Here is a 24,880-nt window from a genome sequence, read left to right on the forward strand (position 1 = left end):
CCTATGATCCTCCTGCCGTATATTCCATCAACTGATTACGTTTACTTTCAGCAACAGTGCCGTTCAACAGCTGATGCTGCTCAACCGTCTCTATGAGATAGGCGAGCATGTCATCAGACAGTTCCTCTCTCCTCAGTGCAAAGTCCACCGTCGCTTTCAAGAAGCCAAGCTTATCGCCGACATCATATCGAGTTCCTTGGAATTCATAGGCAAGTACCGCCTGCCATTGATTCAGCGTCATAATGGCATCTGTCAGCTGAATTTCATTGCCAGCTCCAGGCTGCTGATGCTCCAGCACTTCGAAAATTTCAGGTCGTAAAATATAGCGCCCCATAATAGCGTAGTTCGATGGCGCTTGCCCTACAGGAGGCTTCTCCACTAGAGACTTCGTGTGCATGAGGGAAGGCTCGACGGAAGGACCCAGCGGATCAATGATCCCATACTTACGGACATCCTCATCTGGAACATATTGCACGCCTACAACTGAACTATGGTAACGATCAAACACATCCATCAACTGTTTAATACAAGGTACTTCCGACTGCACAATGTCATCGCCAAGCAGGACAGCAAACGGCTCATTGCCAATGAACGTTCGTGCGCACAAAATGGCGTGCCCTAAGCCTTTAGGTTCTTTTTGACGGATATAATGGATGTTAGCCATCTTAGAAATCTGTTGAATCTCTTCTAACGCCTCTAAGTTACCCTTCGCTGCTAAGCTTTCCTCCAGCTCAAAGGACTTGTCGAAATGGTCTTCAATCGCCCGCTTGCCACGACCGCTAATAATCATAATGTCCTCGATGCCTGATGCGATCGCTTCTTCCACGATATATTGAATCGTCGGCTTATCTACAATCGGCAGCATTTCCTTGGGCTGTGCCTTCGTCGCAGGAAGGAATCTCGTACCTAAGCCAGCAGCTGGAATAATTGCTTTTCTTACTTTCATTTCTTTCCCTCCATCCAGTTCTGTCTCTGCCCCATAAAAAAATATCAATCCCAAGCTCCAGTTCCTAAGCTCCGCTCAGGGCTGACAATGTCTGACGTCCAGCATCTCTCGTGTAGGTTAGCGTACGTGCAAGTCCAGTCTGCAAGTCTATCGCAGGCTCCCAACCTAAGCGATTACGTGCCTTTGTATTATCCAAATAACTATGCTCAATATCCCCTATTCGCGGTTCCAAATAGATCGGATCATCTACTCCTGTATGTGCTTGCAGATGGCGATACAACTCATTAACACTTGTAGGTTCAGCGGTGCTAATATTGACCGTCATACTCCCCTCGGACGTCAAGGCAAGCACATTCGAACGTGCAACATCCTCAACATGGACAAAATCCCTCGTCTGATTGCCATCTCCATAAATAACGGGACGTCTGTTATCGAGCATATGATCAACGAAAATGGATACAACGCCACCTTCACCTTTCGAAACTTGCCGCTCTCCATATACATTGGCATAGCGCAAAATCGAATACTGCAAATCAGGCAGCTGCTCATGATACATTTTGATATATCTCTCAGGCGTATATTTGGAAATACCGTATGCGGACATAGGTGCTATCGGGTGCCGCTCATCAATCGCTAAATACTGCGGATTTCCGTATGCAGCAGCCGAGGAAGAGTAAACAAAGCGACTAACACGGTATTTTTCGCAGCACTGCAATAAGCGGATCGTCCCTACAATGTTTACCTCTGCATCAAATATGGGCTCACGAAGAGAACGCTGCACGTCGATTTGAGCAGCCATATGAATAATCGCTTCGGGTTGCTCTTGTTCAAACACTTCATTTAATTGGTCATCCATAATCGACAACGTATATAGCTTCGCATCACTCGATACATTCGCCACATTGCCGCTGCTGCCGTCATCAATGACAATGACGTTATGATTCGCCTGCAGCAATTGATCAACGACATGCGATCCTATAAACCCAGCTCCACCGGTTACGAGTATGTTCAATGGAATCCCTCCTCCCTGCTGCTATTTGCATAAGAAGCCTGATCATGATGATGAGTTGCGGCTTTACCGTGACCCACCCGCTGCTTGTGCAGCGAATGATAAAAATAAGCATGTGCCTGAACCACATCTTCAGGATCAAAATCTCGCAAAGCCCGAATATGCCCATTCACCCCTAAACGAACACATTCTTCAGGATGCTTAATGAGCCATATCATCCGTTCAGCCAGTTCATGTATATCACCAGGCTCAATGAGCAAGCCCGTAATTCCATCCATAACGGAATCCATCATTCCCGTTGTTCTTGTCGCTATCGTCGGCTTACCTGCCACCGCAGCTTCGATCAGTACATTAGCGAACCCTTCACGGTAAGAAGGTAGTACTAAACAATCTATCGCGGCATAAAACACGCCAAGTTCCCGCTGAAACCCTACATGAATGATGTTGTCATCATTTTCAATCGTTTCAACGGTTTTAGCCGAGATCGGATCTCCTTGCTCCTTTTCCCCAACCAAAAGCAATACGGCATGAGGAATGACTTTTTTGACGAGATGAAAGGCTTCGACAAGAATGTCCACCCCTTTATCCTTCGTCAATCGACCAATGAAGCCAAGTACCGGAGTATCTTGAGCAATCCCCAAGGATTGACGCAGTGCTTCGGCATGCTTCTGCCGTTCATCTGTTAAAATAAACGGCTCCGCCTTTACACCTTTACAGCTGCCATTGTGAAGGACTTCTACTTTTCCAAGGGCACATATGCGATTCCGATGCAAAACTTCTTTCAAGCTTGGGCTAACGGCTATCACCTTATGTGCACAAGCTGCCGACAGTCGTTCAGTCGTCACCATAAGTGCCCGCTTCCAGCCCTTTAACGTTTCAAACCGCAAACCATGACATGTATAAATGCGAACTGGCACGCGGCATAACCAAGCTGCTATACTAACGAGCAAGCCGGCCTTGGGCGTTCCTGCATTCACAATATCCGGCTTAATGCGCCGAATCAGTCGGATGGCATGCCATAGCGACACGACATCTTTCGTTAATGATATTTCACGCTCTATGGTGAGCTGAATATGCGTCGCTCCTTCTAACGTTTGCGAAGAAGGAGCGCCGTCACTCATAACAAACACCTCATATCCCTGCTCCTGCAAGTAACTAAGTTGGCGCTCCAAAAAAGATACTCCGCTCTCAGCAGTAACGGCGAATAGGATACGATGATTTACTTTCGATGTTTTCGATAATTCCGATGCTTCTGGTGTTATGGAGTTTTCAGAATGCTGCAAAGTTGTTGATGATGGTTTCTCCTCAATCGCAACTGCTGAATCGCGCTTATCCAAACTCGACATAATGTCCTATCCTCCTTACACTCAAATTTCAACGTGCTCCTTTTCCAGTCAAAACGACCGTAATCGTCTTGAGAAAAATTTTCGTCTCCATCCGTACAGAAGGATTGGTTATGTAGTACATATCATGTTGAAACTTCTCTTCCGGAGTGAGGTCATATCCACCATTTACTTGTGCCCAGCCTGTTAGACCAGGCTTAACGAGCACGCGATTCATAAATCCGGGTATTTCTTGGTTAAACTGCTGCATAAATGCATTTCGTTCGGGGCGAGGTCCGATAAGACTCATCTCGCCTTTTAATACATTGATCAGTTGAGGAAGCTCATCTACTCTTGTCTTGCGAATGAACTGCCCTACTTTGGTCACTCGCTCATCATGCGCAGCTGCCCATTGTGGACCGTCCTTCTCAGCGTCCATGACCATAGACCTTAATTTAATAAGCTTAAATTCCCTACCTCTATAACCAACGCGATCCTGTACATAGAAAGCCGGACCTGAGGAATCCATCTTAATGCATACAATGAATGCCACTACGATAGGTGCAGTTAGCATGAGAAGCACTGTCGCAAGCACAAAGTCAATGATTCGTTTAACGATTAGAAATAGGATGGAATCGTTTACTTTGGGCTGAATATATACCGTTTCCGAGCTCTTTTCGCTTAACGTGAGTTCTGTTATTTGACCCATAACGAACCTCCCACAGAAGAACTGGTATCCTAGTGAATGATCAGCCTAAACCTCATTTATACGTGAAGCACACGCTCTGCTGTCCGCTGTTCTTTATAGGTCAAATACCATTCAGCAAAGCGTTGAATGCCCACTTCAATCGTTGTATCTGGACGGAAATCAATATCGTGCTGCAGACTGGATATGTCCGCATACGTTTGCGGCACGTCACCAGGCTGCATCTCCTTCATCACGAGCTCTGCTCGTACGCCTAGATGTTTTTCCAATACACGGATGAAATCGAGCAATGGAACAGGTTGATGATTGCCAATGTTGTACAGCTTGTATGGAGCTTGTTCCCCGTCACGTTGTGGAGCACGTGGAAGCAGCCTCATAATGCCTTCTACAATGTCATCAATGTAAGTGAAGTCGCGCATCATATTGCCAAAGTTATAGACATCGATTGGCTTGCCTGACGTGATTCGTTCTGCAAATGAGAAGTAAGCCATATCTGGCCTTCCCCATGGTCCATATACCGTGAAGAAGCGAAGCCCCGTGGTCGGCAAATCGTACAAATGACTGTAGGAATGCGCCATTAGCTCATTTGATTTCTTTGTGGCGGCATACAAACTAACAGGGTGATCCACTCGATCCTCTACAGCAAATGGGATTTTCTTATTCGCTCCATACACGGAGCTAGAAGAGGCGTAGAGCAGATGCCCTACGCCTTGTAAACGGGCAGCCTCCAATATATTGGCTGTCCCAACGATATTCGATTGAATATAAGCTTGCGGGTTAGTTAAGCTGTAACGAACCCCCGCCTGCGCTGCTAGATGCACAATGACATCTGGCTTCGTCTCCCGCATTAACTCGTGAATTCTATCCCCTTCTTCAATAGATAAGCGATAGAAGCGGAACGGTTGCTGCGGAACTTGTGAAGATTCCCCTGTTTGCAACAAGGATTTAGATTGTGCCAGCAACCGCTCCAGCCGCTGTTCCTTCAATGTCACATCATAATAATCATTCATATTGTCGATACCGACGACTTGATAGCCCGCTTCCAAGCAGCGAGCCGCAACATGCGAGCCGATGAAGCCAGCTGCACCTGTAATCCAAATGTTCATCCTTTCACCATCCCCGGATTCGTTAAAATGGACCGACGTACCGCTTCTTCCTTGAAAGACTGCCAAAAAGCTGTTCGTCTTTTGTCCAAAACATCCTTTGTATATTGTTGTGCAGTCGCAAAGTTTGCTGCTGCTGCATTTCGCTTCATATCACGATTGCTTATCATTATTTGCATCTTCTCCGCCAATCCTGCTACATCGCCAGCTCGGAATATCCATTCCTCTGGCAGCAATTCCGGGATTCCTCCGGCGGTAGACCCAATGGCTGGCAGGGCGCGACTCATAGCCTCAATTAACGCGCGAGGAAGCCCTTCTTGGAAGCTCGGTTGCATGTAGAAATCCAACTCGTCCAGCCAACGGAAAACTTCTTCACCGCTCGGGACAGGATCACAGAACTCCACACGATCCGCTACGCCCCAACGTTCAGCTAGCTCGATCCATTTTCCTTTATCCCCTTCACCTAGCACGCGAAGCCGGAGCATTTGCCCTTTTAACATGGATAATGCTTCGATGGCGGTATCTACACCTTTGTTATTCGATGCCAATGAGCCAACAATGCCTGCCGTTTGCCAACCATCTTTATGTTCATCCAAGCGCTGCAAGCGAAGATCGAGCACCTGTTGAGGTACTGGCGGAACTTCGACATTGGAACAGTTGATATGGTATCCCCAGCTTGGATAATGATGCTGTAGAAACGCACGGGTTACATAGAGCGCATAGGGAGCTTGTCGAACCGCTTTCTTCGTTCGCCACGTCATAATCGGCGCATAGCACTTGCCCTGCCATGAGCCATGATTCATCAGCGCATCCCAAGCGTGGCCTACAACTTCAACCGCCCATGGCTTGCCTAGCCGCTTAGCCACACCAATCGCTACCGTCCCTATCTCACTTGGCAAGCGCGCAATCAATCCATCAGCTTCTTGCAGCTGTTCCTCCAATATGCGAATGACTTCTTTACGCTTGGTCAACTGTGAGACAGGATTGCTTATCGAAGGCACATGGTGAAAACTAACGTTAGGACCGCTCGACAACTTACGGTTCAAGCGCGGTTCATCCTTGCCAACCTCCACCACTCTCGTTACAATGGCTAGTTTCTCACAGACTTCCAAGTACCGCTGCCATACCGTGTAATCAAAATAATTATGATAGTACTGTTCTGTACCTCTTACTTGTTCAATACGCACATCATAGGCAAAAACGAACTTCATCGCGCACTCCCTTCCTCACCGTACCGTTTTTCTTGAAAATGATTTCAGTCGGACTAAAGTTGTCTGGAAACGGCGTTTTCTTCTATTCCATGTTTCTTCAGTACATCGCGGATAAGCGACTCGTACTGTTCAACAACATAAGATAATGTAAATTTGTTTAAGCGCTGAAACTGAGTATCCATAGAATCCGCATAAGAAACCGCAATTTCACGTCTGGAATCAGATTCTATAAAATGGCCAACGATCTGCTTACTCGTTACATTCGACACTTCTTTACGCTGTCGTTGGACTGCCAACTCCACCACTTGTTTTTCCAGCGCGTTTGCCATTGCTTCCGCATCCCCACAAGGGACCAGTAGAGCGGAATGAATTCCTTCCAATACTTCTTCTGTACCTGTTGCTGTACGCGTAGCGACGATGCTTGTGCCCAAAGCGACCGCCTCGATGAGCGCTGTAGGCAATCCTTCTACATCCGAGCTCTGAACATAAACATCCGCCTGACGCAAAAAAGGCAATGGATTGGAAGCATATCCCGGAAGTTCTACCCATGACGCTAAAGCTTTATCAGCGATAAGCTTGGTTAGACGTTCACGCTCCGCACCTTCACCGATAATAAGCGCCCTTACTTTACACCCACGCTGGTGAAGGCGATGTACGGCCTCGATGAGCAGATCATATCGCTTCTCAGGCGACAACCTGCCGAGTCCTAATAGGACTGGGATATTCGATGCCATGACATCATCAGGATCAGCTGTATCAACTGCATCTTCTATAACCCCGCTATCGCTAGTTGCTCTAGCTTCCTCTAGCCTCTGCTGCAGCCAGTGATGCTCAACGGGTTCATTAGCGCGACTATAGAAGCTTTCATTCAGCACCGCATTATAAATGACATGCACTAATGAACGAGGAACCTGAAGAATGTCCTTCAATTCCTCGCCCATCATGTGCGAGCAGCCAACAACCGCATCAGCTCTTTTATAACACCAGCGTCTCATGATGTTTACAGCTTTACCTCGATGACGGCTAATGGAACTGTGCTCACATAGTACCGTAGCAAATCGCAAACCTGATAAGCGGCGTCCTACTACATTCAACACATTGTTCTCCCACATATGTGAAATGACGACATCAGGACGAACTTGGCGCAGCGTTCGCATATAAGCCTTCCAAGCACTCCGAAGTCGTGGAGCATTCATTTCTGACACTTGTACATAAGAAGGAAGGAGAGCCATATAAGGTCCCTCCTTCCGGTTTACGATAAGATGAAGTTCATATCGCTCAGGATCAAGCCCCTGAAGCAGCATACTAACAGCCTTCTCCGCCCCGCCGCCAGCCAATGATGTAATTAGCATCGCAACACGCGGTTTCGCTTTCTTGCCCGTCTGCCCAATCATTACTTTCACCTCAACTCAGCTACTTCATCGAACACGAAACGTATTCGCTTTATGACGTTCTGGAATTCTCTTCATCAATTGCTCCAGCACTTTCGGTCTCATAATCGCCGCCAAGACAACAATAAATATGACGAATAGAAAAGCATAGGCAATATCCATGATGACAACGTTCATCGGACTTCGCTGGAACATGATCGCTAGCGGCAAACAAATATATTTGAGCATCGAAGTTCGGGATATCCACACTAACAACAGACCTACTACGAAAAATTGAATTACAATTCCTGTGTGTCCCCCAACCATCCACGCTTGCGCTATCGGGGAGAACCCTCTTCCTCCACCTTCATTAAAGATGTACGGATAGAAATACCACACATACCAATCACCCAACGTTTTTGGTTTGCCATGCCCGAATACAGATTGATAGATGACAGAAGGCAGCATGTACGCCACTGATGTTAAATAAGAAGGATCCGCTTCTGGATAATGGTCAACACGTATAATATCTGATGTAACAAGAAACCCCGCCCCTGTCTCCCCAGTAGAAAACGCCCATCGCTCAGGAGGAAAAGAAGATAACGGGACGTCTTCAATAAGACTGAGTCTTGCATTGTTGAACAGCGACGAAATAAATACCATCATAATCAAAATAAGGACGACATGCTGGAAACGACTTATTCGAATATAGCCACGGTCGATAAATAGCGCCAAGCTTGGCAGCAGAGCGATAACAACATAAAGCCGGCTACCTATTAAGAAAAAGAAAAAGAACGTTAACAGCAATACAATAAAGCCAAACAGTTTCAGCTGCGCACGCGTACGCACCGACATCGCCAACAGCAGCAAGGAACTCGTTATAATCGATTTCCAAGGCAGCGATATTCCTTCAACCGTACTGATTGCTTTAAATCGTTCAATTCGATTGGCAGCCCCTAAAGATGCGAATCCACCTAACCGTGATTGATCATAGGCCATAATCACAATCCCTATAAGCAACACAATGAGCGCAGGCCAGAACAGCAGCGGTCGGAAGAGACGCTGCTCTGCTTCTTTTTTCTCGATATGTTCAGGTGTCCACAGCGGTTTGCTAAATTTCGGACGCCCTTTTTTCAAATGAATAACCGAGGCAACCGTAATACCGATCAACATACAAACATTCGACAGTACATACAACTGTATAACCTGAACTAGTTCTTCTTCGGTTCGTTCATGAAGTGCACCAATTAGATGATCCAACGGATACGTAATACTATAAAGGGTGAAAAACAGCAAAAATAACGTAATCAAATTATTGAACATAGAGCGAATGTGATTGCGTTTTCCATACCAAATACTAAATGATATATTCATAAACACAATCAACACGATATAAAATAACAAGGGCTGTTTGTCCAGCCACTCATAGAGACCATAAATGATAGCCAGCATGACGAGACTTGATAGAACCGTTACAATGGCTAGTTTGCATATACGTCCCATTTGTCACCCACCTGTCTTTTCAGAAAGAAGTACGTTAGTTTTCAATTTTTGACGCATCAGGGCTTTCATACAGTTACGCCAAGCAATTCCCGCCAGCAGCAAGGATAAGAAATTCGAAACAAGCAGTGTATAGCCTGTACTTTGCATCGGCATATCCAGAGCTGTCACCGCATATTGCAGCACAACGGTTATAAGCACCGTACATAAATGAATAACAAGTTGCGCCCGGAACACTCTTGCAGCGGTCAAAGCAAATCCAAGCAACGAACCGAGACAACTAAAAGCGGTTGAAAGCGTGAGGATCAGGAACAAGTCACTATACTGTGCATAATCTGCTCCATACAAAATAGTTAACAACCACGAGCCCAGTAACCAGCTTCCAAGGGTCATGCCCATTCCAATTGCACCGATCATATACGCAGCCTTCCGTAGTAGAGCACGAAGCGCATGGCGATCAACTGCTGACCACGCTCTTGCAAGATGTGGGCTAATGCTTTGCCCGAGGGCTGAAACGACTGTAGTAGCTGCCACCATCACATACATGAGAGCAGAGAAATAGCCAAGCGCAGCTTCTCCATACGCATCCGAGATGAAATAGCGAGGCACGTTCGCTTGCAGAGATACAAGCATCATAACGATCCCCATCGGCCAACATTGCCGCAATAGCTGCAGGCCTGCCCGTCTGCTTCCACTCCATGAAAAACCTTCGAGCCGCCTTGCTCTCGGTATATCAAAGACAATTAATATGCCGCCCCATGTTAACGCGTATACCGTCAAAGCTGCGAGCAAACTTTCGGTGTAAAGATAGGCCCCGCCAAATAAAGATAAAGACAGCAGCCCACGCAGGATGAGAGACTGTGCACTCCAATCCATGCGATGATGCTGCTGCCACCAGCCATACAATAATTCGCTAATCGATTCGAACCATTTTGATAGGCCGATTAGTATAATAGCAATACATGTTTCCCAGCTTGACATATATATCGCCGCACATCCAAGTGTAGCAATCAACGCCAAGCAAGAACTAACAACACGGAGCTGAACGTAAACACCACTAGCGTATACCTGCTCTGTATCCGTAGCTAGTATCCCTCGCAGCTGCATATTGGTAAATAAAAAAATAGGTGCGCTAATCGCCAAAGCTAGCGAAAATACACCTACATCTTCCACAGATCCACGCTGTGCCAATATGATCAACAACGCCCACTGACAAGCAGCGTACAATACATTGCCTGTAAGCGTCCACGAGAACAGATGCCATAAGGAAGTCCGTCGTGTGTGCGCATGATGATCCGCCCCTGCGATGCGCTTGCCCCGTCTACTTAGAAGACTTCCCATCTGTCTCTCTCCTTTTCGTTATACCAAAGACAACTTCTTCTCTCTCCAATCGACAACTGCTTGCTTTTCATCCTGATCCGTACATACCGTCGCTGCAACTTGATTTGTAAATCCATCTTCGTTAGGCAGCATATAAGTCGGGATAAGCCGCTTCAGTGCTTCACGTATAGGCGGATTCTCTTCATTGAGTATTTCTTTTATAGCGACGACTTCCTCTTCAAGTACTTGCTGCGGTACGATAGGTGGCCGTCCCACAAAAATACGCGAATGCTTCGTTACATTTAATCCTTCTTCCGCTGTCAGCATCTCTTCAAACAACTTCTCACCTGGTCGTATACCTGTGAATACAATAGGGATATCCACGTCAGGCTCATAACCGGACAAGCGTATAACCGCTCTAGCCAAATCTACAATCTTAACGGGCTCACCCATGTCGAGTACGAACACTTCTCCACCCTCTGCATAAGCTCCAGCCTGCATAACAAGCTGAACGGCTTCAGGTATGGTCATAAAATAACGGATCATATCAGGATGTGTAACCGTGACAGGGCCTCCATGTTGAATCTGTTCTTTGAACAACGGAATGACACTGCCGCGACTACCCAGCACATTGCCGAATCGAACAGCGGCGAATACTGTCGAGCTTTGTTTGCTTAAACTTTGAATATACATTTCAGCTGCGCGCTTCGTCGCTCCCATAACACTTGTCGGATTGACCGCTTTATCAGAAGAAATAAATACGAAACGATCTGCACCATAGCGGTGAGCTGCCAGCGCAACATGGATCGTACCAAATAAATTGTTTTTCACTGCCTCCGATGGATTGCGCTCCATTAATGGCACATGCTTATGAGCTGCTGCATGGAATACAACCTGCGGCTCATAAGTAGCAAATATGCGATCTATCCGCGCTGCGTCTTTCACATCTGCAATGACCGTTTCCAATTTCAGTTTAGGATACTTGGAGCGCAATTCGCGCTCGATGACATAAATGCTGTTCTCCCCTTGTCCGAGCAGCAGCAAAGCATTCGGCTCAAAATGAGCAATTTGCCGACAAAGCTCTGAGCCTATCGAACCTCCTGCTCCGGTAACAAGCACCGTTTTCTCATGCAAATAGGTAGAAATATGACCCATATCAAGACGGATTTGCTCTCTTCCAAGAAGCACTTCAATATCGACATCACTAATTTTATTAATCGTGACTTTTCCTTGAATCAGATCATTCAACAGCGGAATCATCCTCACTCTTGCTTTCGTCGCGATACAAATATCGACGATAGGCTTCAACTGCGACATGGAGAGCGATGGGATGGCAATGACGATAACTTCAACGTTATACTCCTCCACAAGTTGGGGAATATCCCGCAGCATCCCAGCCACTAGAACCCCATGAATTTCACAATGAAGCTTGGAAATGTCATCATCTACGATACATATCGGTTCCATCGGCTCAAGAAAAGTAGATTTCTGTTTAAGCATTTCTCTTGTTATAAGACTGCCGCAGCTTCCTGCTCCAACAACGAGTGTCCTCGTTCGTTCGGATTTCATATTTGAGTGTTCACGGCCTGTACGCACTTGGATCAACCGTCGTATAAATCGAATTCCACCAATTCCAAGAAGCATCGTTTCCAACAAGGATAGAATAATACCAACCGACATATTGCCACCCAAACACAACCATGTAACACAAAAGGCGATCAATACACTTGTACAGAGCGCCTTAACGATGGAATATAGTTCTCCTACACTTGCATACTGCCATACTCGATGATAGAGCTTGCCTATGTATAAGCTTGCTAGCGAGAAGATGACTGTTAATCCTCCGAACAGCATTCCGTGCGGCATAAACTGCTCTTTCCATTCGCTCCCGTATTGCAAATAAAAAGCGAGAACAATACTACTACTGACGACTGCTGCATCCAGACTCATCAGAACGAATAACCGCTTGGCTTTGTTCATGCTATGAATCGTCCTTTCTTCCCTTTTGACCTATTAAAAGATACAGCTATGTCGTTTAAGCCATACCATGTCGTAAACGACACAACTCTCTCTTTTACAAGAGCCATAGGGCATTTAACCCTTCCTCACATCGCACCACCGACGATATACGTCTAAGGCGAAATTTCGCCCACAGCACGACCGAGTACCTCCAATGATATAGGTGTAGGAGATATTACCTTACCTGCGAAAATAATCACAAGCGATACTAGCCAATTACTTGCTTGTAGCAGACATCTTTAACCCTTGTTGGGATCGAGCCCCTTTTTTCATCCATTTCTTATCCATATGTTCTTCGCTCGCATTCAGTACCGTGCCAAGGATATGAGCGTGAACGCGTTCCAATTGAGATTGCGCCTGCTGCAGTGCCTTCCATTTGGTCTTGCCAGGTTGGACAACGAGCAGCACACCATCTGAGCGGACCGCAATTTGTTTCGCTTCATTAACGAGCAGCACCGGCGGTGCATCGAACAGCACGATGTCATAGGCTTCACGAGCTTGTTCAATAAATTGATCGAACTGAGAAGAGGCCAAAATTCTACCTGGATCATCCAAGAGATCTCCCGCACTGATGAGGTCTAAGTTGTGAATCGATGTTTCCTTCGCAAATTGTGACGGGGGAGTTGAAGTCTGTAATAACTGAAGCAATCCTTTTGAACCATCCATGCCAAACACTTCATGCAAACGAGGCCTTCGAAGATCCCCATCGACAAGCAGCACTTTTTTGCCTTCTGCGGCAAAGGCCACAGCTAGATTGGATACGGTCGTCGTTTTTCCCTCACTCAAACGTGACGATGTAACGGTAATCACACGCGGTGCCCACATCTCTTCTCCTCGCTGCACGAACTGCAACTGCGTACACAGAGAGCGGTAAGATTCAGCAATGGGAGAAAAGGGCTGCCGTTCCATAATCCGCGCGTACTTATCACTGAGTCGTAACATAAGCATCCCCTCCTGATGTTGTCTGTCTTTGTCTCGACGCTCTATCATGCTTAGTGCGCACATGCTTCCGATTCATCTTAGGAATAACAGCCAGCGTTGTAAGACCCGTTGCCAGTTCAATATCTTCCTCGGTGTACACACTGTCGTCGAAGAACGAAATGACAAGTGCCAAACTAATCCCTGCAGCAAATGCAGCGATAGCAGCGATAATGACGTTCATGAGTCGATTCGGCTTAATAGGGCTTGGCTCCGCATTTTTATCCGCTGAGGTTAATAAAGTGACATTGTCGACGTGCATGAGACTTGGTATTTTGGCAATAAACAGAAGCGTAACTTCATTGGCAAGCCGTGCTGCCATCTGGTAGGACTCATTTTCTACGGAGATCGTTACCACTTGTGTATCGTTCGTAGAAGACACCTTAATCATGGAGAGCAATTGAGCTGTCGTATAAGGGATGTCAGTATTTTTACGCAGTACCTCTTTTAAAATCCAATCCGTACGAATTAACTCTTTGTAAGTTTGTATCAACTTAATGTTTGCATTAAGTTCATTAATGTTGATGGTCCCTTGCCCTTCTTCGAATTGCGTCTTATTGACAATAAATTTGGTAGATGCTTGATAAACAGGCTTTAGTACCAAATAGCTGTAATAAGATGAAGCAATTATGCCGATAACTACAAAGAAAGCTATTATCCCCTTTCGCTTCCATATCGTCTGCAGCATATGTTTAAGATCGAGTTCCATCTGTTGACTTATCCTCCTTATGATTAATGAATACAGTGCTAGTCTTTTTTAGAGACTTTCTCCTTACATCGATAGCCTAATTATTAAAATTTCGCTAAAATGCTTGCATAAGTGACTTCATTTGCAGAACCGTAATGATATAATAAGCCGTCTATAAAATGATTCGATGCTCCCCCTTACTTCTGACTCTGTAGAAAACAAGCGGAATGCTTCGTGTTCTGCGTATTCTTTACAAGGAATCAAACCTATTGATGTCGAATAGAAAATGTGGCTACAATTAACGATGGATACAATGACATTTCATTTGTAAAAATGGTATAATATGTACTGGAACATCTATATTTTCCATGCACTTTCATATATCGTTCTCAGTACTTGATCACTTGCTCGTTGATACATCTCATGAATGCCCTTTTGTGTTGGCATCATACGAACCAACTCATCATTAAGCAAACGCAATAAGCGCGAACGTTCTTCAGACTGAAGCTGAAGACGAATCCCGTAGCAGATTAAATGTTGATTAGCATCACACCATACTACACGGCCATACAGCATGATTTCCTCTTCATGTAAACGAAGCTTGAAGCTCAGAACATAATCACGTTCATGCTGGAGCGGCAAATCTAGATGTGAGAACATATACAGTCCATAAGGACTTACAGAGGTGACTAAGACAGGACATGTAAGAGAAGAATGTACCGGTTGCTGGTTGACGAGTTCAACGCCCATAGACGCTAATACGGGACGCTTTAAGGTAAGCCTTAAACTTAAATGATGAGGAAACCCATTTATCGACATGGTTGTATCCCCTTTACTAAGAAAAAAATAGATCACGGAGCCGATGATGAGTGTTGGTGAGCGCAAATTGCGATACATTTTGTAGAATACTATTGGGATTAGAAGGTTAATTTTGATACGATTTGTAACTTTTCACTTCTTTACTTTACGATACATAATGTAGCATGTCAATCCTTTTTAAGTTCTATTTTTTAATTGATGCCTTCAACGATACATTTCGTCACGTAACAATAAAAATGTTAACAGTTACCCGCCACAGAGGAGGAAGCAAGATGACAACTGGGAATCGAATATCACAGTTAAGAGAGTCAAAAGGGTGGACTCAAGAGGAACTTTCCAACAAGTTAGGTATTACGAGAGCAGCATTGTCTCATTATGAGAAAAATCGACGTAAACCGGACTTTGAGGCACTTACACAATTAGCGGACTTATTCGAGGTATCGATTGATTATCTCGTTGGTCGTACTTCTCTTCCTCAAATGGAACTTTCACCAGAAATCCAGGCTTTTACTGAGCATTTGGAATTGGCTGAAGAGGAAATACTCCAACGTTTCAAATTAACGGTAGATGGGGATGAATTAACCGAAGAGGAAGCGAGACGATTCATCGCCTTTGTACGAGCTGAACGTTTCATGCGCGGCAACTAATCTTAAAATGTTGCTAAACACGGAACAAGCGTGCAGACACTGTACATTCGTACGGTCTACACGCTTGTTTCTATGTGTTAGGATGAGGCTCCTTTATGTTCTCTATGTTCTTTTTATTATATTCATCCCATCGTTCTAAAGGAATATCCAGTTGATTGAGGATCTCTTTAATATCTACTGTAATCGTTAGCGGATTGTCCTCGGTTTGTTCAACTACCGTGCGCTGGGTCTTATCCGTTACATCGTGTCCTACCTTCATTCACCAAACCTCGTTTCTCTCAGAATCCCGCAACTTATGGTATCTCTCTATTAAAGTATCCAGTTACGATACCCCTATTATATCGATATAGAAACGCTTAAACTGTCGGACAATGGAGGAGCGAATACGAATTATCCCTTCTATTTTTGTCGAATCGTATGGGAAATGAGTAATTACCTGTCACACGTGATAGAACTAGAGTCATGAACTTGTCGTCCGCGCTGCATCCACGCGTGCAGCATATAACTGCTTAATGACAAGCCCGCTACAATTATGGATACAACGACGACCATGTTTAATCCACCTGTATCGTAAGCAATTCCTAGAGCTAGCGGTCCTATCATTCGCCCTATGGAGCTGATTCCTCCTACTAAACCTAAGTAAAAAGGAGCTTCTCTACCTGCCACCTTACTTATATAAGCTGGAACAGCAGGGGATACTAGCATTTCACCTAACGTAGCTACAATCATGGCAAATACAAATCCGATATAACTAGGCCATATCCAAATCATCAAATAAGCAACGCCATACAAGGCCGCGCTCCAAGTCAACTGAGAAGTGGAGTGGGCTGCCCAGGTTCGCTTCAACCAACTCAGAAGTGGTTGTCCAGCAAAAATGAAAATGCCATTAATGGTCCATAACCAGCTGTACATCTTCATCTCCATTCCTTGATCGGTCAAGTGTGGAGCGACACCTGTCCCCCACATCGAGTTCGCGAGCCAAATAAACATAGATCCACAGCCAATGAACAAATAAATGTGAATCGAGCGAAGCTTGGTCGAAAGTGAAAGATGCGGCATCGCGCCTATCGCCCTGTTGTCTGATAACGCGCTATTTCCTACCTCCCGACTGTCAGGCTTCGATCTTGTACTAGAAATGGCAGCCATGCGGCTAGAACTAAGTTCATTGTTCATATAAAAGTGAAAGAATACTGCGAAAGCCACTGATGCTGCTGCATTCATTAAGAAAGTCAAATTAAAAGAAATGTCAGCCAGCACACCACTCACGGCTGTTCCTAAAGCCACACCAATATTGTTGGCTACATAGAAAGAATTAAATAATTCATCTCTGCGCTCTGGCCAGCGGAATCCAATAAACGATTGCATCGCCGGCATCGATAAGTTAGAAGTAAAACCGATAGCAAACATCGTCATGATATAGCCCCACCAACTTGTATAGGCTGTCACTACAAGCGAAGCTTGAAGTATGGCCGATGCAGCTAATGAACCAATTAGAAGGTTCCTAACTCCCCATCTATAATAAAAAGAACCGCCAGCAACTTGTCCAATCATTCCTCCTAAAAATTGCATGGTGATGACAAAGCCTGCTTCTGCCAAACTGCGCCCCAGTTGTTGATGGACAAATATTGTCGTTAACGGCCACATCAGAGCCGATCCTGCCGAATGAATCATACTGGCCCAAATAAAAACATTCATTTCACGAGTATTCTTTCTGAATATAGACCACGGTGATTCCACTTAGATGTCACTCCTGTCTTTGTCGTCATCCTATGTACATAGAAGCAAAAAAACAACCTTAATCCTCTCTACCATTATATATGGTAGATGATGGATCAAGGTTGTACAAGCTAAATCGTTATCATATGAATCCGAAAGTTACTGACTAGTTGCCGCCAACACGGGACAACTCGCGCATATTCGCTTCGAATGCTGCCAACAAAGCAGCTTCCCCCACTAAGCCCTTTGCTTCAACCTTCTCAATTAGCTCTAACATGCGCTTATAGTCTTTAGGAATAACGCGTACGAACTTAGGCAATAACTCCTGCCACTGGTCCAGCACTTTACTACCAATCGAGCTGCCCGTGTAATGCACGTGCTTCTCAATCATGTGGCGCAGCTGCTCTATTTCGCTTTCAAGCTCTACACGCTCCAAAAGTACCATTTCCAAGTTGCAGTTATGAACGAATGTATTGTCTGTATCAAGTACGTAAGCAATACCACCCGACATACCAGCTGCAAAGTTTCTGCCCGTAGAACCTAGTACAACTACGCGTCCACCAGTCATATACTCACAGCCGTGATCGCCCACGCCTTCAACAACAACATTTACACCAGAGTTACGAACAGCAAATCGCTCTCCTGCTATACCATTTATATAGGCTTGACCGCTAGTCGCTCCGTAGAACGCGGTATTACCAATAATGATATTTTCTTCTGCTGCAAATGTAGCGCGCGGTGACGGCTTCACAATCAACTTACCGCCGGACAATCCTTTACCGACGTAGTCATTGCTGTCGCCTTCCACCTTCAGCGTCATTCCCTTCGGTACGAATGCACCGAAACTTTGACCTGCTGAACCTGTAAAAGTGAAGGAAATCGTGTCTTCTGGCAAGCCTTGTGCTCCGTACTTACGAGTAACTTCGCTGCCTAGGATCGTGCCTGTTGCACGATTCACATTCGTAATAGGGAATGTTCCCGTTACCGGCTGCGCATGCTCCAACGCCGCTTGAGCCGCAGGCACTAGATGAAGCATATCCAACGTTTCTTCAAGACCGTGGTTTTGCTCCCGAACTTTCGTGCGAGCAGAACCTGCTGGAAGCTCTGGCTGATACAGCACTGTAGATAAATCGATATGCTTCGCTTTCCAGTGGTCACTTACTTCTTTCACATTCAAGCACTCTGTACGACCAATCATATCGTCTAATGTACGGAATCCAAGCTCCGCCATTAACTCACGCAGCTCTTCAGCAACGAACTTCATGAAGTTTACAACATGATCAGGGTCGCCTTTAAAGTTTTTGCGAAGGTCTGGGTTCTGTGTCGCTACGCCAACTGGACAAGTGTCCAGCTGACATACACGCATCATAATGCAGCCTACTACAACGAGTGGTGCTGTAGAGAAGCCGTATTCTTCAGCCCCGAGCAATGCTGCGATCGTAAGATCACGACCAGTCATCATTTTGCCGTCTGTTTCTAGACGAATACGGTCCCGCAAATTGTTGAGAATAAGCGTCTGATGCGTCTCTGCCAATCCAAGCTCCCACGGGAGACCTGCATGGCGGATTGAACCTTGAGGGGATGCCCCTGTTCCGCCATCATAACCACTGACAAGAATAATGTCTGCGCGACCTTTTGCTACACCAGCAGCAATCGTACCGACACCGACTTCAGATACGAGCTTCACGTTAATCGCTGCACGTGGATTCGCATTTTTCAAGTCATAAATAAGTTCCGCTAAATCTTCAATCGAATAAATATCATGATGCGGCGGCGGAGAGATAAGACCTACACCCGGTGTGGAACCGCGAACTTCCGCTACCCAAGGATACACTTTACGCCCTGGCAGCTGTCCACCCTCACCTGGCTTCGCGCCTTGCGCCATCTTAATCTGAATTTCATCCGCATTAACCAAATAGTTAGACGTTACACCGAAGCGTCCTGATGCCACCTGCTTAATCGAGCTTCGGCGCCAGTCGCCATTAGGGTCCTTCACAAAGCGTGCCGGATCTTCTCCACCCTCACCGGAATTCGACTTACCACCGATGCGGTTCATCGCTATCGCCAGCGTCTCATGCGCTTCCTTCGAGATGGAGCCAAACGACATCGCTCCAGTCTTGAATCTTTTGAAGATGGATTGTAACGATTCCACTTCTTCTATAGGCACTGGTGCGCCAATTGGCTTAAGCTCAAATAGAGAGCGCAATGTACCGTTTTGACCGTACTCTTTTTGTACGAGACCAGAGTACTTTTTGTACAATTTGTAGTCGCCTTTGCGGCATGCTTCCTGCAATGTGTGTATCGTCTGCGGATTGAACAGATGTTCTTCCCCGTTCTTGCGCCATTGATAATCACCGCCGGAATCTAACTCCGTATCGCGACCTTCTTGTACCGCATATGCACGATTGTGATGTGCAAGCGTTTCTTGAGCTACTTCTTCAAGACCAATTCCACCGATACGTGAAGGTGTCCATCTGAAATATTTATCAATAAAGGACTGTTCCAAGCCAAGTGCTTCAAATATTTGAGCTCCGCGGTACGACTGCACCGTAGAAATACCCATTTTGGATAAAATTTTGACAACACCCTTGGTTGCTGCCTTAATGTAGTTCTTCACTGCTTTATCATGCGATATTTTACGAATCAAGCCTTGGCGAATCATGTCATCCAATGTCTCGAATGCCAAATATGGATTGACCGCGCTGACGCCGTAACCGAGCAGCAATGCGTAATGATGAACTTCGCGCGGCTCACCAGACTCAAGCAGCAATCCAACCTTCGTACGCGTACCTTTTTCAATCAAATGATGATGCAGGCAAGATACAGCCAACAAAGCTGGAATCGCAGCATTTTCTGCGTCGATGCCACGGTCGGACAAAATAATAATGTTGTGTCCTTTGCTTATAACGCGATCTGCTGCTTCGCACATCGTCTGTAAAGCCGCACTCAAGCCATTTGCTCCTTCATTCGCTGGGAACAAAATAGGAATCGTAATGGACTTGAATCCTGGGCGTCTAATATGACGCAGCTTCGCAAAGTCTTCATTAGACAAGACTGGTGTATCCAATCGAACATGACGACAGCTCTCTGGCTCCGGATGCAGCAAGTTGCGCTCAGGCCCAATCGTTGTCCCTGTAGCCGTAACAATTTCCTCACGGATTGCATCGATAGGTGGATTCGTCACCTGCGCGAACAATTGCTTGAAATAGTTGTATAGGCGCTGAGGACGCTCGGAAAGTACGGCGAGCGGCGCATCATAACCCATCGATCCGATTGGTTCAACACCACTTGACGCCATCGGCTCAAGCACTTTGCGCAGCTCTTCAAATGTGTAGCCAAACGCCTGTTGTCGCTGTTGAACATTCTCATGCTTCGGCTCCGGTACTTCGGGTGCCTCTGGGAGATCATCAAGGCCAATCAAGTGCTCATCAAGCCACTCTTGATAGGGGTTCTCGTTAGCAATTTGCTGCTTAACTTCCTCATCGGAGATAATTCGACCTTGCTCTGTATCAACGAGCAAAATACGACCTGGGCGAAGACGGTCTTTATACAAAATCTGTTCAGGTGCAATGTCCAACACACCTGCTTCAGAACTGAGAATGATTAAGTCATCTTTTGTCACATAATATCGGGATGGTCGAAGACCATTACGGTCCAAAATCGCACCGATCTGCACGCCATCAGTGAACGCCATTGCAGCAGGGCCATCCCATGGCTCCATCATGCAGCTGTGGTATTCATAGAACGCGCGTTTAGCAGGATCCATGCTATCGTGATTGGACCATGGCTCAGGCACCATCATCATTGCCACATGTGGCAGCGAACGTCCAGATAAGTAGAGGAATTCAAAGGTGTTATCGAACATCGCTGTATCGGAACCGTCTGGATTAATAACCGGTTTGATCTTCTCTAGATCCGCATCAAATACTTCGGACTGACAGAGCGTTTGACGAGCATTCATCCAGTTCACGTTACCACGCAGTGTGTTGATCTCTCCATTATGAATCATGAAGCGGTAAGGATGGGCACGCTCCCAGCTCGGGAACGTATTTGTACTAAAGCGCGAATGCACAAGCGCAATCGCGGTCTCTAACGTCGGATTTTGCAGATCCAAGTAGAAATGACCTACCTGCTCCGTTGTAAGCATTCCCTTATACACGATCTTGCGGCAAGACATGCTCGGAATATAGAACGTATCTGCGCCTTCCTCGTTCGTATAACGGATCGCCTGCTCCGCACGCTTGCGAATGAGATAAAGCTTTCGTTCGAATGCCAGATCGCTCTGAATATCTTCACTGCGACCGATGAACAGTTGACGAACGCAAGGCTTTACCGCTTTAGCGGACTGACCTAATGTTTCATCGTTTGTTGGCACGGTGCGGAAACCTAGGAAGGTTTGACCTTCGTCTTCTACAATTCGACGAAGCTCCGCCTCGTGACGCTCCCGGATACGGACGTCTTGGGACATAAACAACATACCAACGCCGTAGCGTCCCGCTTCCGGCAATTCCACGCCTTGCTCTTGCATCTGTTGTGCAAAGAAACGATGCGGCAGCTGCAGCATAATGCCTGCCCCATCCCCCGTATTAGGTTCGCTTCCTTGACCGCCACGATGCTCCATACTAACCAAGACAGTTAACGCTTGGCGAACGATGTCATGGGACTTCTGCCCTTTGATATGGGCGACAAATCCCATACCACATGCATCTTTCTCGTACTGTGGATCGTATAGACCCTGCTTCTGAGGTAAGCCGTATGCTTTCATAGGATGCAACCTTTCTATATGTTAATGTAGGTATTCATGCATGTATTTATAATTATTCATTTGAATTATTGTATCATTTTATCACCGCCCCATATTGAAGGCAATTCAAACTTTTTATGCGCTTGATAATTTTTGTTTTACAACAAGACAGGATTTCCGAGCTGATTACTTGCAGTACTGCGCCGATTTCACATTAAAAATGATGGATCGTTGTTTTAAATCACATCAAAATTGGAACTTAATCCGCTCATTTCTGCCATGTGGCTGTTGCTCATCATAAAGCTCAAATGCATAAACCGGACAAGTTTTGTGTATTTTTATACAAACTATTGTATAACAAACACAAATCCACTTCAGAAATCGCCCATCAACCTTATGACTATATACAAATCGCAGCCCCTATAACATAGGGACTGCGATCAACTTGTACTTATTTCTTTTTTATACTGGGTAGTGACCGATCAGCAAGGTGTACTATTTGACCGAAACTCGCATCGAGACAGATTTGCCATCGAATGTGAATTTGACCGATGCGCTGCCTTTTGTCACTGCTGTTACTTTTCCACGTTCTACTTTCACTTTAGAGCTAGAAGGTACATACTTCACTTGCGGAGTGACATCAACCACTTCACCCGTATCGTAAATTGCATTCACCTTCCAGTCAGCTGTTTGACCAACTGTCATCTTTAGTGAAGAAGTAGTTGTCTCCAGCTTCAAAAGACGCGGTTTCACATGAACAGGAATAACAAGCTGGTTGCCTTGGTACTCCCCAATAATTCTCGTGCTTCCTAGAGCAAGACCTTTAACACTAGAACCACGCAAACTCGCAATGCTTTCATTTTCAACTTTCCAGTCAATACGACTTGTCAGTGTAGCCTTCTTGCCATCGCGGTATATACCCGTTACTTTGAAGCTTTTGGACTTATTAATATTCACATAGACAGGATTCGGTTCAATAACGAAACGAACGACTTCCTGCTCAATTGAGATCTTAATGCTAATCTTTACATTTGAATACGTACCATTCAATGTTACTCTGCTCGGCACAAGCCCCTTCATCTTACCGTCACGGATAAGCAAGTTGTTGTTGCTTGCTTCCCATTTTATTTCTTGCGTTACATCAAGTTCTTCACCATTTGTAAATACAACCGTTGTCTTAGGCAGCGCAAGCTCGCGGCCCGTCACGATGGACATGTCCGTTTGGTCTGTACGCAGCATTAACGCTTTGCGCAATACTTTCACGTCTGTGCTTAATGCTAGGCCGTTTGACGTCACCAACAGTTGAGCATCTCCACTGCTTATAGCTTTCATTTTGTCATCTTCTACTTCAAATACAGCAGGATTGCTGGACGTATACGTAACCACGTTGCTCAAGTCAACTTTGTCGCCGCCAAACGTAATGCCTTGTACTTTCGGAAGAGGCTTCACATCTTCTACGTACAATTCTTGCTTAAACGGCTCCTTTGCATTTTCCTTTGCATCTGTCCATTCTAACTTTTCGATTTTCGGGTACACCGTCACATTTACCGATTTAGATAACCCATTATAACTAGCTGTTATTTTAGCCGTTCCTGCAGCTTTCGCTTGCACAACACCGCTCTCAACCGTCACAGCCATGACATTATCGGAACGCCATTCAGCAAGTGCCGTTACATTATCAGGAGCAGCTAGATCTTTCTGAGCAAATAGCTCTAGTTTAATCCCTTTTGTGTCACCCAGCATCACATGCTGATCTTCATCTGGTGTAATCCGTATGGCATGATGAGAAGGACGTACAACAGCCGTTACACTCTGGGAGCGACCAAGGTATGTAACCGTTACCGTAGCTGTACCAACATTAATTGGCTTCACTTTTCCGTCTTTTACTTGAACGATATTGGAATCACTTGTTGTCCAAGTTGCCTTCAATGTCACATCTTCCGTTGCGCTGCCCTTTTTCTCCGTAGTTGCAGTAAGTGCATATTCCGCACCACCATACTGGAATTCAATCAACTTGTTCGGGGACAACTTCAACTCATCGTAAGCATACTCTACTTTGACTTCGATCGTCTTTGTGATCCCTTTATGTTTCACCGTAATTTTCGTTGTGCCTGCAGACTTAATATCAAGTACGCCTTTATCCACATCCACGATATTCGCATCAGCAGAGGACCATAACGCTTCTGCTGTTACATCATTTTCTGTGTTGGACGATTTATCGTTGGCAAATACTTTCCATTTGTGCTTAGCGCCAAGCATCGTAGTCATAGAAGCATCTACTTCTTGTCCACTATCTGCATTACGAACGATAAGCTTCTCGTACATAAATTCAGATACTACCGTCTTCTTCAACGTAAAGCCTTGATACTTAACCGTAATTTCAGATGACCCTTTACCAGCGCCTTTGACCCAACCGTTCTCTACCGTTACAGCAGACGGATTGGAAGAAGTCCATGTCGCTGCTCCCGTAACATCCCTTAAAGTAGATTCTCCTTTAATGGATGCCAACACTTTCATCTGTACAGACGAACCATCCACGATAACATGTACAGGAGTTACCGATGATTCAAATTGAAGTCCCGTTACCGTTTCAGCAGTCGTTGTCTTCGTTGTCGTTGATGCACTAGCAACGGATTGCCACGGAGATATACTCATTATTAATGTAACAACAAGCAAGCTTGCCAGCCATGTTGTCATTTTGCGCCCGAAAGAGCGTTTGCGTACTACTAAATTGCTCAAGCTATATTCCCCTTTCCCTACTTCATACCGAAGTATGTCGCAA

General features: G+C 45.6%; 18 protein-coding genes. 1 reads left to right on the forward strand and 17 read right to left on the reverse strand.

All coding sequences use genetic code 11. The annotated features are described in order from the left end of the window. Position 1: 1 nt before the first annotated feature. The 13 genes from galU to H580_RS0102090 form a co-directional block, all read right to left on the reverse strand. Positions 2–946, reverse strand: coding sequence for a UTP--glucose-1-phosphate uridylyltransferase GalU (gene galU / locus H580_RS23025; RefSeq protein WP_051217153.1), 945 nt, complete (start codon positions 944–946; stop codon positions 2–4). 64 nt (positions 947–1,010) lie between these two features. Beyond that, positions 1,011–1,958 (reverse strand): NAD-dependent epimerase/dehydratase family protein, encoded by a 948-nt coding sequence (locus H580_RS0102035; protein ID WP_028593308.1) that lies wholly within the window; start codon positions 1,956–1,958, stop codon positions 1,011–1,013. Then, on the reverse strand, positions 1,955–3,301 hold the full coding sequence (locus H580_RS0102040; protein WP_028593309.1) for a glycosyltransferase family 4 protein: 1,347 nt from the start codon (positions 3,299–3,301) through the stop codon (positions 1,955–1,957). The genes H580_RS0102035 and H580_RS0102040 overlap by 4 nt, the downstream gene beginning before the upstream one ends. A gap of 28 nt (positions 3,302–3,329) precedes the next feature. Beyond that, positions 3,330–3,986, reverse strand: a complete 657-nt coding sequence (locus H580_RS0102045) for a sugar transferase (RefSeq protein WP_051217154.1) — start codon at positions 3,984–3,986, stop codon at positions 3,330–3,332. 56 nt (positions 3,987–4,042) lie between these two features. Then, a complete protein-coding gene (locus tag H580_RS0102050; protein ID WP_028593311.1) occupies positions 4,043–5,089 on the reverse strand; it encodes an NAD-dependent epimerase in 1,047 nt (348 codons plus the stop codon). Continuing rightward, positions 5,086–6,297, reverse strand: coding sequence for a glycosyltransferase family 4 protein (locus tag H580_RS23030; protein WP_051217155.1), 1,212 nt, complete (start codon positions 6,295–6,297; stop codon positions 5,086–5,088). Before H580_RS23030 ends, H580_RS0102050 begins: the two co-directional genes overlap by 4 nt. A gap of 53 nt (positions 6,298–6,350) precedes the next feature. After that, complete coding sequence (locus tag H580_RS0102060; protein ID WP_028593312.1) at positions 6,351–7,691, reverse strand: glycosyltransferase; 1,341 nt, start codon at positions 7,689–7,691, stop codon at positions 6,351–6,353. A gap of 24 nt (positions 7,692–7,715) precedes the next feature. Next, positions 7,716–9,170 (reverse strand): O-antigen polysaccharide polymerase Wzy, encoded by a 1,455-nt coding sequence (gene wzy, locus H580_RS0102065; RefSeq protein WP_028593313.1) that lies wholly within the window; start codon positions 9,168–9,170, stop codon positions 7,716–7,718. 3 nt (positions 9,171–9,173) lie between these two features. Continuing rightward, a complete protein-coding gene (locus H580_RS23035) occupies positions 9,174–10,508 on the reverse strand; it encodes a lipopolysaccharide biosynthesis protein (protein WP_051217156.1) in 1,335 nt (444 codons plus the stop codon). A gap of 18 nt (positions 10,509–10,526) precedes the next feature. Further along, positions 10,527–12,467 (reverse strand): polysaccharide biosynthesis protein, encoded by a 1,941-nt coding sequence (locus H580_RS0102075; protein ID WP_028593314.1) that lies wholly within the window; start codon positions 12,465–12,467, stop codon positions 10,527–10,529. A gap of 255 nt (positions 12,468–12,722) precedes the next feature. After that, positions 12,723–13,448 carry a CpsD/CapB family tyrosine-protein kinase gene (locus tag H580_RS23040; protein ID WP_051217157.1) on the reverse strand — a complete coding sequence of 242 codons (726 nt, stop codon included), beginning with the start codon at positions 13,446–13,448 and terminating at the stop codon, positions 12,723–12,725. After that, entirely contained in the window at positions 13,432–14,193 is a 762-nt protein-coding gene (locus H580_RS0102085; protein ID WP_036604305.1) for a YveK family protein, read from the reverse strand. Before H580_RS0102085 ends, H580_RS23040 begins: the two co-directional genes overlap by 17 nt. A 336-nt stretch (positions 14,194–14,529) precedes the next feature. After that, entirely contained in the window at positions 14,530–14,991 is a 462-nt protein-coding gene (locus tag H580_RS0102090) for a PilZ domain-containing protein (RefSeq protein ID WP_028593316.1), read from the reverse strand. A 272-nt stretch (positions 14,992–15,263) separates the two neighbouring features. Here H580_RS0102090 and H580_RS0102095 point away from each other — a divergent pair, with 272 nt between their 5' ends. Next, positions 15,264–15,638 carry a helix-turn-helix domain-containing protein gene (locus H580_RS0102095; protein WP_028593317.1) on the forward strand — a complete coding sequence of 125 codons (375 nt, stop codon included), beginning with the start codon at positions 15,264–15,266 and terminating at the stop codon, positions 15,636–15,638. Positions 15,639–15,708: 70 nt separating this feature from the next. On the opposite strand, the gene H580_RS0102100 is transcribed toward H580_RS0102095, so the two are convergent. The 4 genes from H580_RS0102100 to H580_RS0102115 form a co-directional block, all read right to left on the reverse strand. Beyond that, positions 15,709–15,897: a hypothetical protein gene (locus H580_RS0102100; RefSeq protein WP_028593318.1), complete on the reverse strand. Its 189-nt coding sequence runs from the start codon at positions 15,895–15,897 to the stop codon at positions 15,709–15,711. 173 nt (positions 15,898–16,070) lie between these two features. After that, positions 16,071–17,375: an MFS transporter gene (locus H580_RS23045; RefSeq protein ID WP_245583464.1), complete on the reverse strand. Its 1,305-nt coding sequence runs from the start codon at positions 17,373–17,375 to the stop codon at positions 16,071–16,073. A gap of 145 nt (positions 17,376–17,520) precedes the next feature. After that, on the reverse strand, positions 17,521–22,119 hold the full coding sequence (gene gltB, locus H580_RS0102110) for a glutamate synthase large subunit (RefSeq protein WP_028593319.1): 4,599 nt from the start codon (positions 22,117–22,119) through the stop codon (positions 17,521–17,523). Between the two features lie 474 nt (positions 22,120–22,593). Further along, positions 22,594–24,837 (reverse strand): bacterial surface protein, encoded by a 2,244-nt coding sequence (locus H580_RS0102115; protein WP_245583465.1) that lies wholly within the window; start codon positions 24,835–24,837, stop codon positions 22,594–22,596. Between the last annotated feature and the right edge of the window lie 43 nt (positions 24,838–24,880).

The organism is Paenibacillus assamensis DSM 18201, assembly GCF_000422445.1.
GTDB lineage: Bacteria > Bacillota > Bacilli > Paenibacillales > Paenibacillaceae > Paenibacillus_B > Paenibacillus_B assamensis.

Bases quoted from the DNA above. Each gene is read 5' to 3' on its own strand.
- gltB (WP_028593319.1), bottom strand. From the start codon at position 22,119: ATGAAAGCATACGGCTTACCTCAGAAGCAGGGTCTATACGATCCACAG.
- H580_RS0102050 (WP_028593311.1), bottom strand. From the start codon at position 5,089: ATGAACATTTGGATTACAGGTGCAGCTGGCTTCATCGGCTCGCATGTT.
- H580_RS0102060 (WP_028593312.1), bottom strand. From the start codon at position 7,691: ATGATTGGGCAGACGGGCAAGAAAGCGAAACCGCGTGTTGCGATGCTA.
- H580_RS0102045 (WP_051217154.1), bottom strand. From the start codon at position 3,986: ATGGGTCAAATAACAGAACTCACGTTAAGCGAAAAGAGCTCGGAAACG.
- galU (WP_051217153.1), bottom strand. From the start codon at position 946: ATGAAAGTAAGAAAAGCAATTATTCCAGCTGCTGGCTTAGGTACGAGA.
- H580_RS23035 (WP_051217156.1), bottom strand. From the start codon at position 10,508: ATGGGAAGTCTTCTAAGTAGACGGGGCAAGCGCATCGCAGGGGCGGAT.
- H580_RS0102100 (WP_028593318.1), bottom strand. From the start codon at position 15,897: ATGAAGGTAGGACACGATGTAACGGATAAGACCCAGCGCACGGTAGTT.
- H580_RS0102085 (WP_036604305.1), bottom strand. From the start codon at position 14,193: ATGGAACTCGATCTTAAACATATGCTGCAGACGATATGGAAGCGAAAG.
- H580_RS0102040 (WP_028593309.1), bottom strand. From the start codon at position 3,301: ATGTCGAGTTTGGATAAGCGCGATTCAGCAGTTGCGATTGAGGAGAAA.
- H580_RS0102095 (WP_028593317.1), top strand. From the start codon at position 15,264: ATGACAACTGGGAATCGAATATCACAGTTAAGAGAGTCAAAAGGGTGG.
- H580_RS0102090 (WP_028593316.1), bottom strand. From the start codon at position 14,991: ATGTCGATAAATGGGTTTCCTCATCATTTAAGTTTAAGGCTTACCTTA.
- wzy (WP_028593313.1), bottom strand. From the start codon at position 9,170: ATGGGACGTATATGCAAACTAGCCATTGTAACGGTTCTATCAAGTCTC.
- H580_RS0102075 (WP_028593314.1), bottom strand. From the start codon at position 12,467: ATGAACAAAGCCAAGCGGTTATTCGTTCTGATGAGTCTGGATGCAGCA.
- H580_RS23040 (WP_051217157.1), bottom strand. From the start codon at position 13,448: ATGTTACGACTCAGTGATAAGTACGCGCGGATTATGGAACGGCAGCCC.
- H580_RS23030 (WP_051217155.1), bottom strand. From the start codon at position 6,297: ATGAAGTTCGTTTTTGCCTATGATGTGCGTATTGAACAAGTAAGAGGT.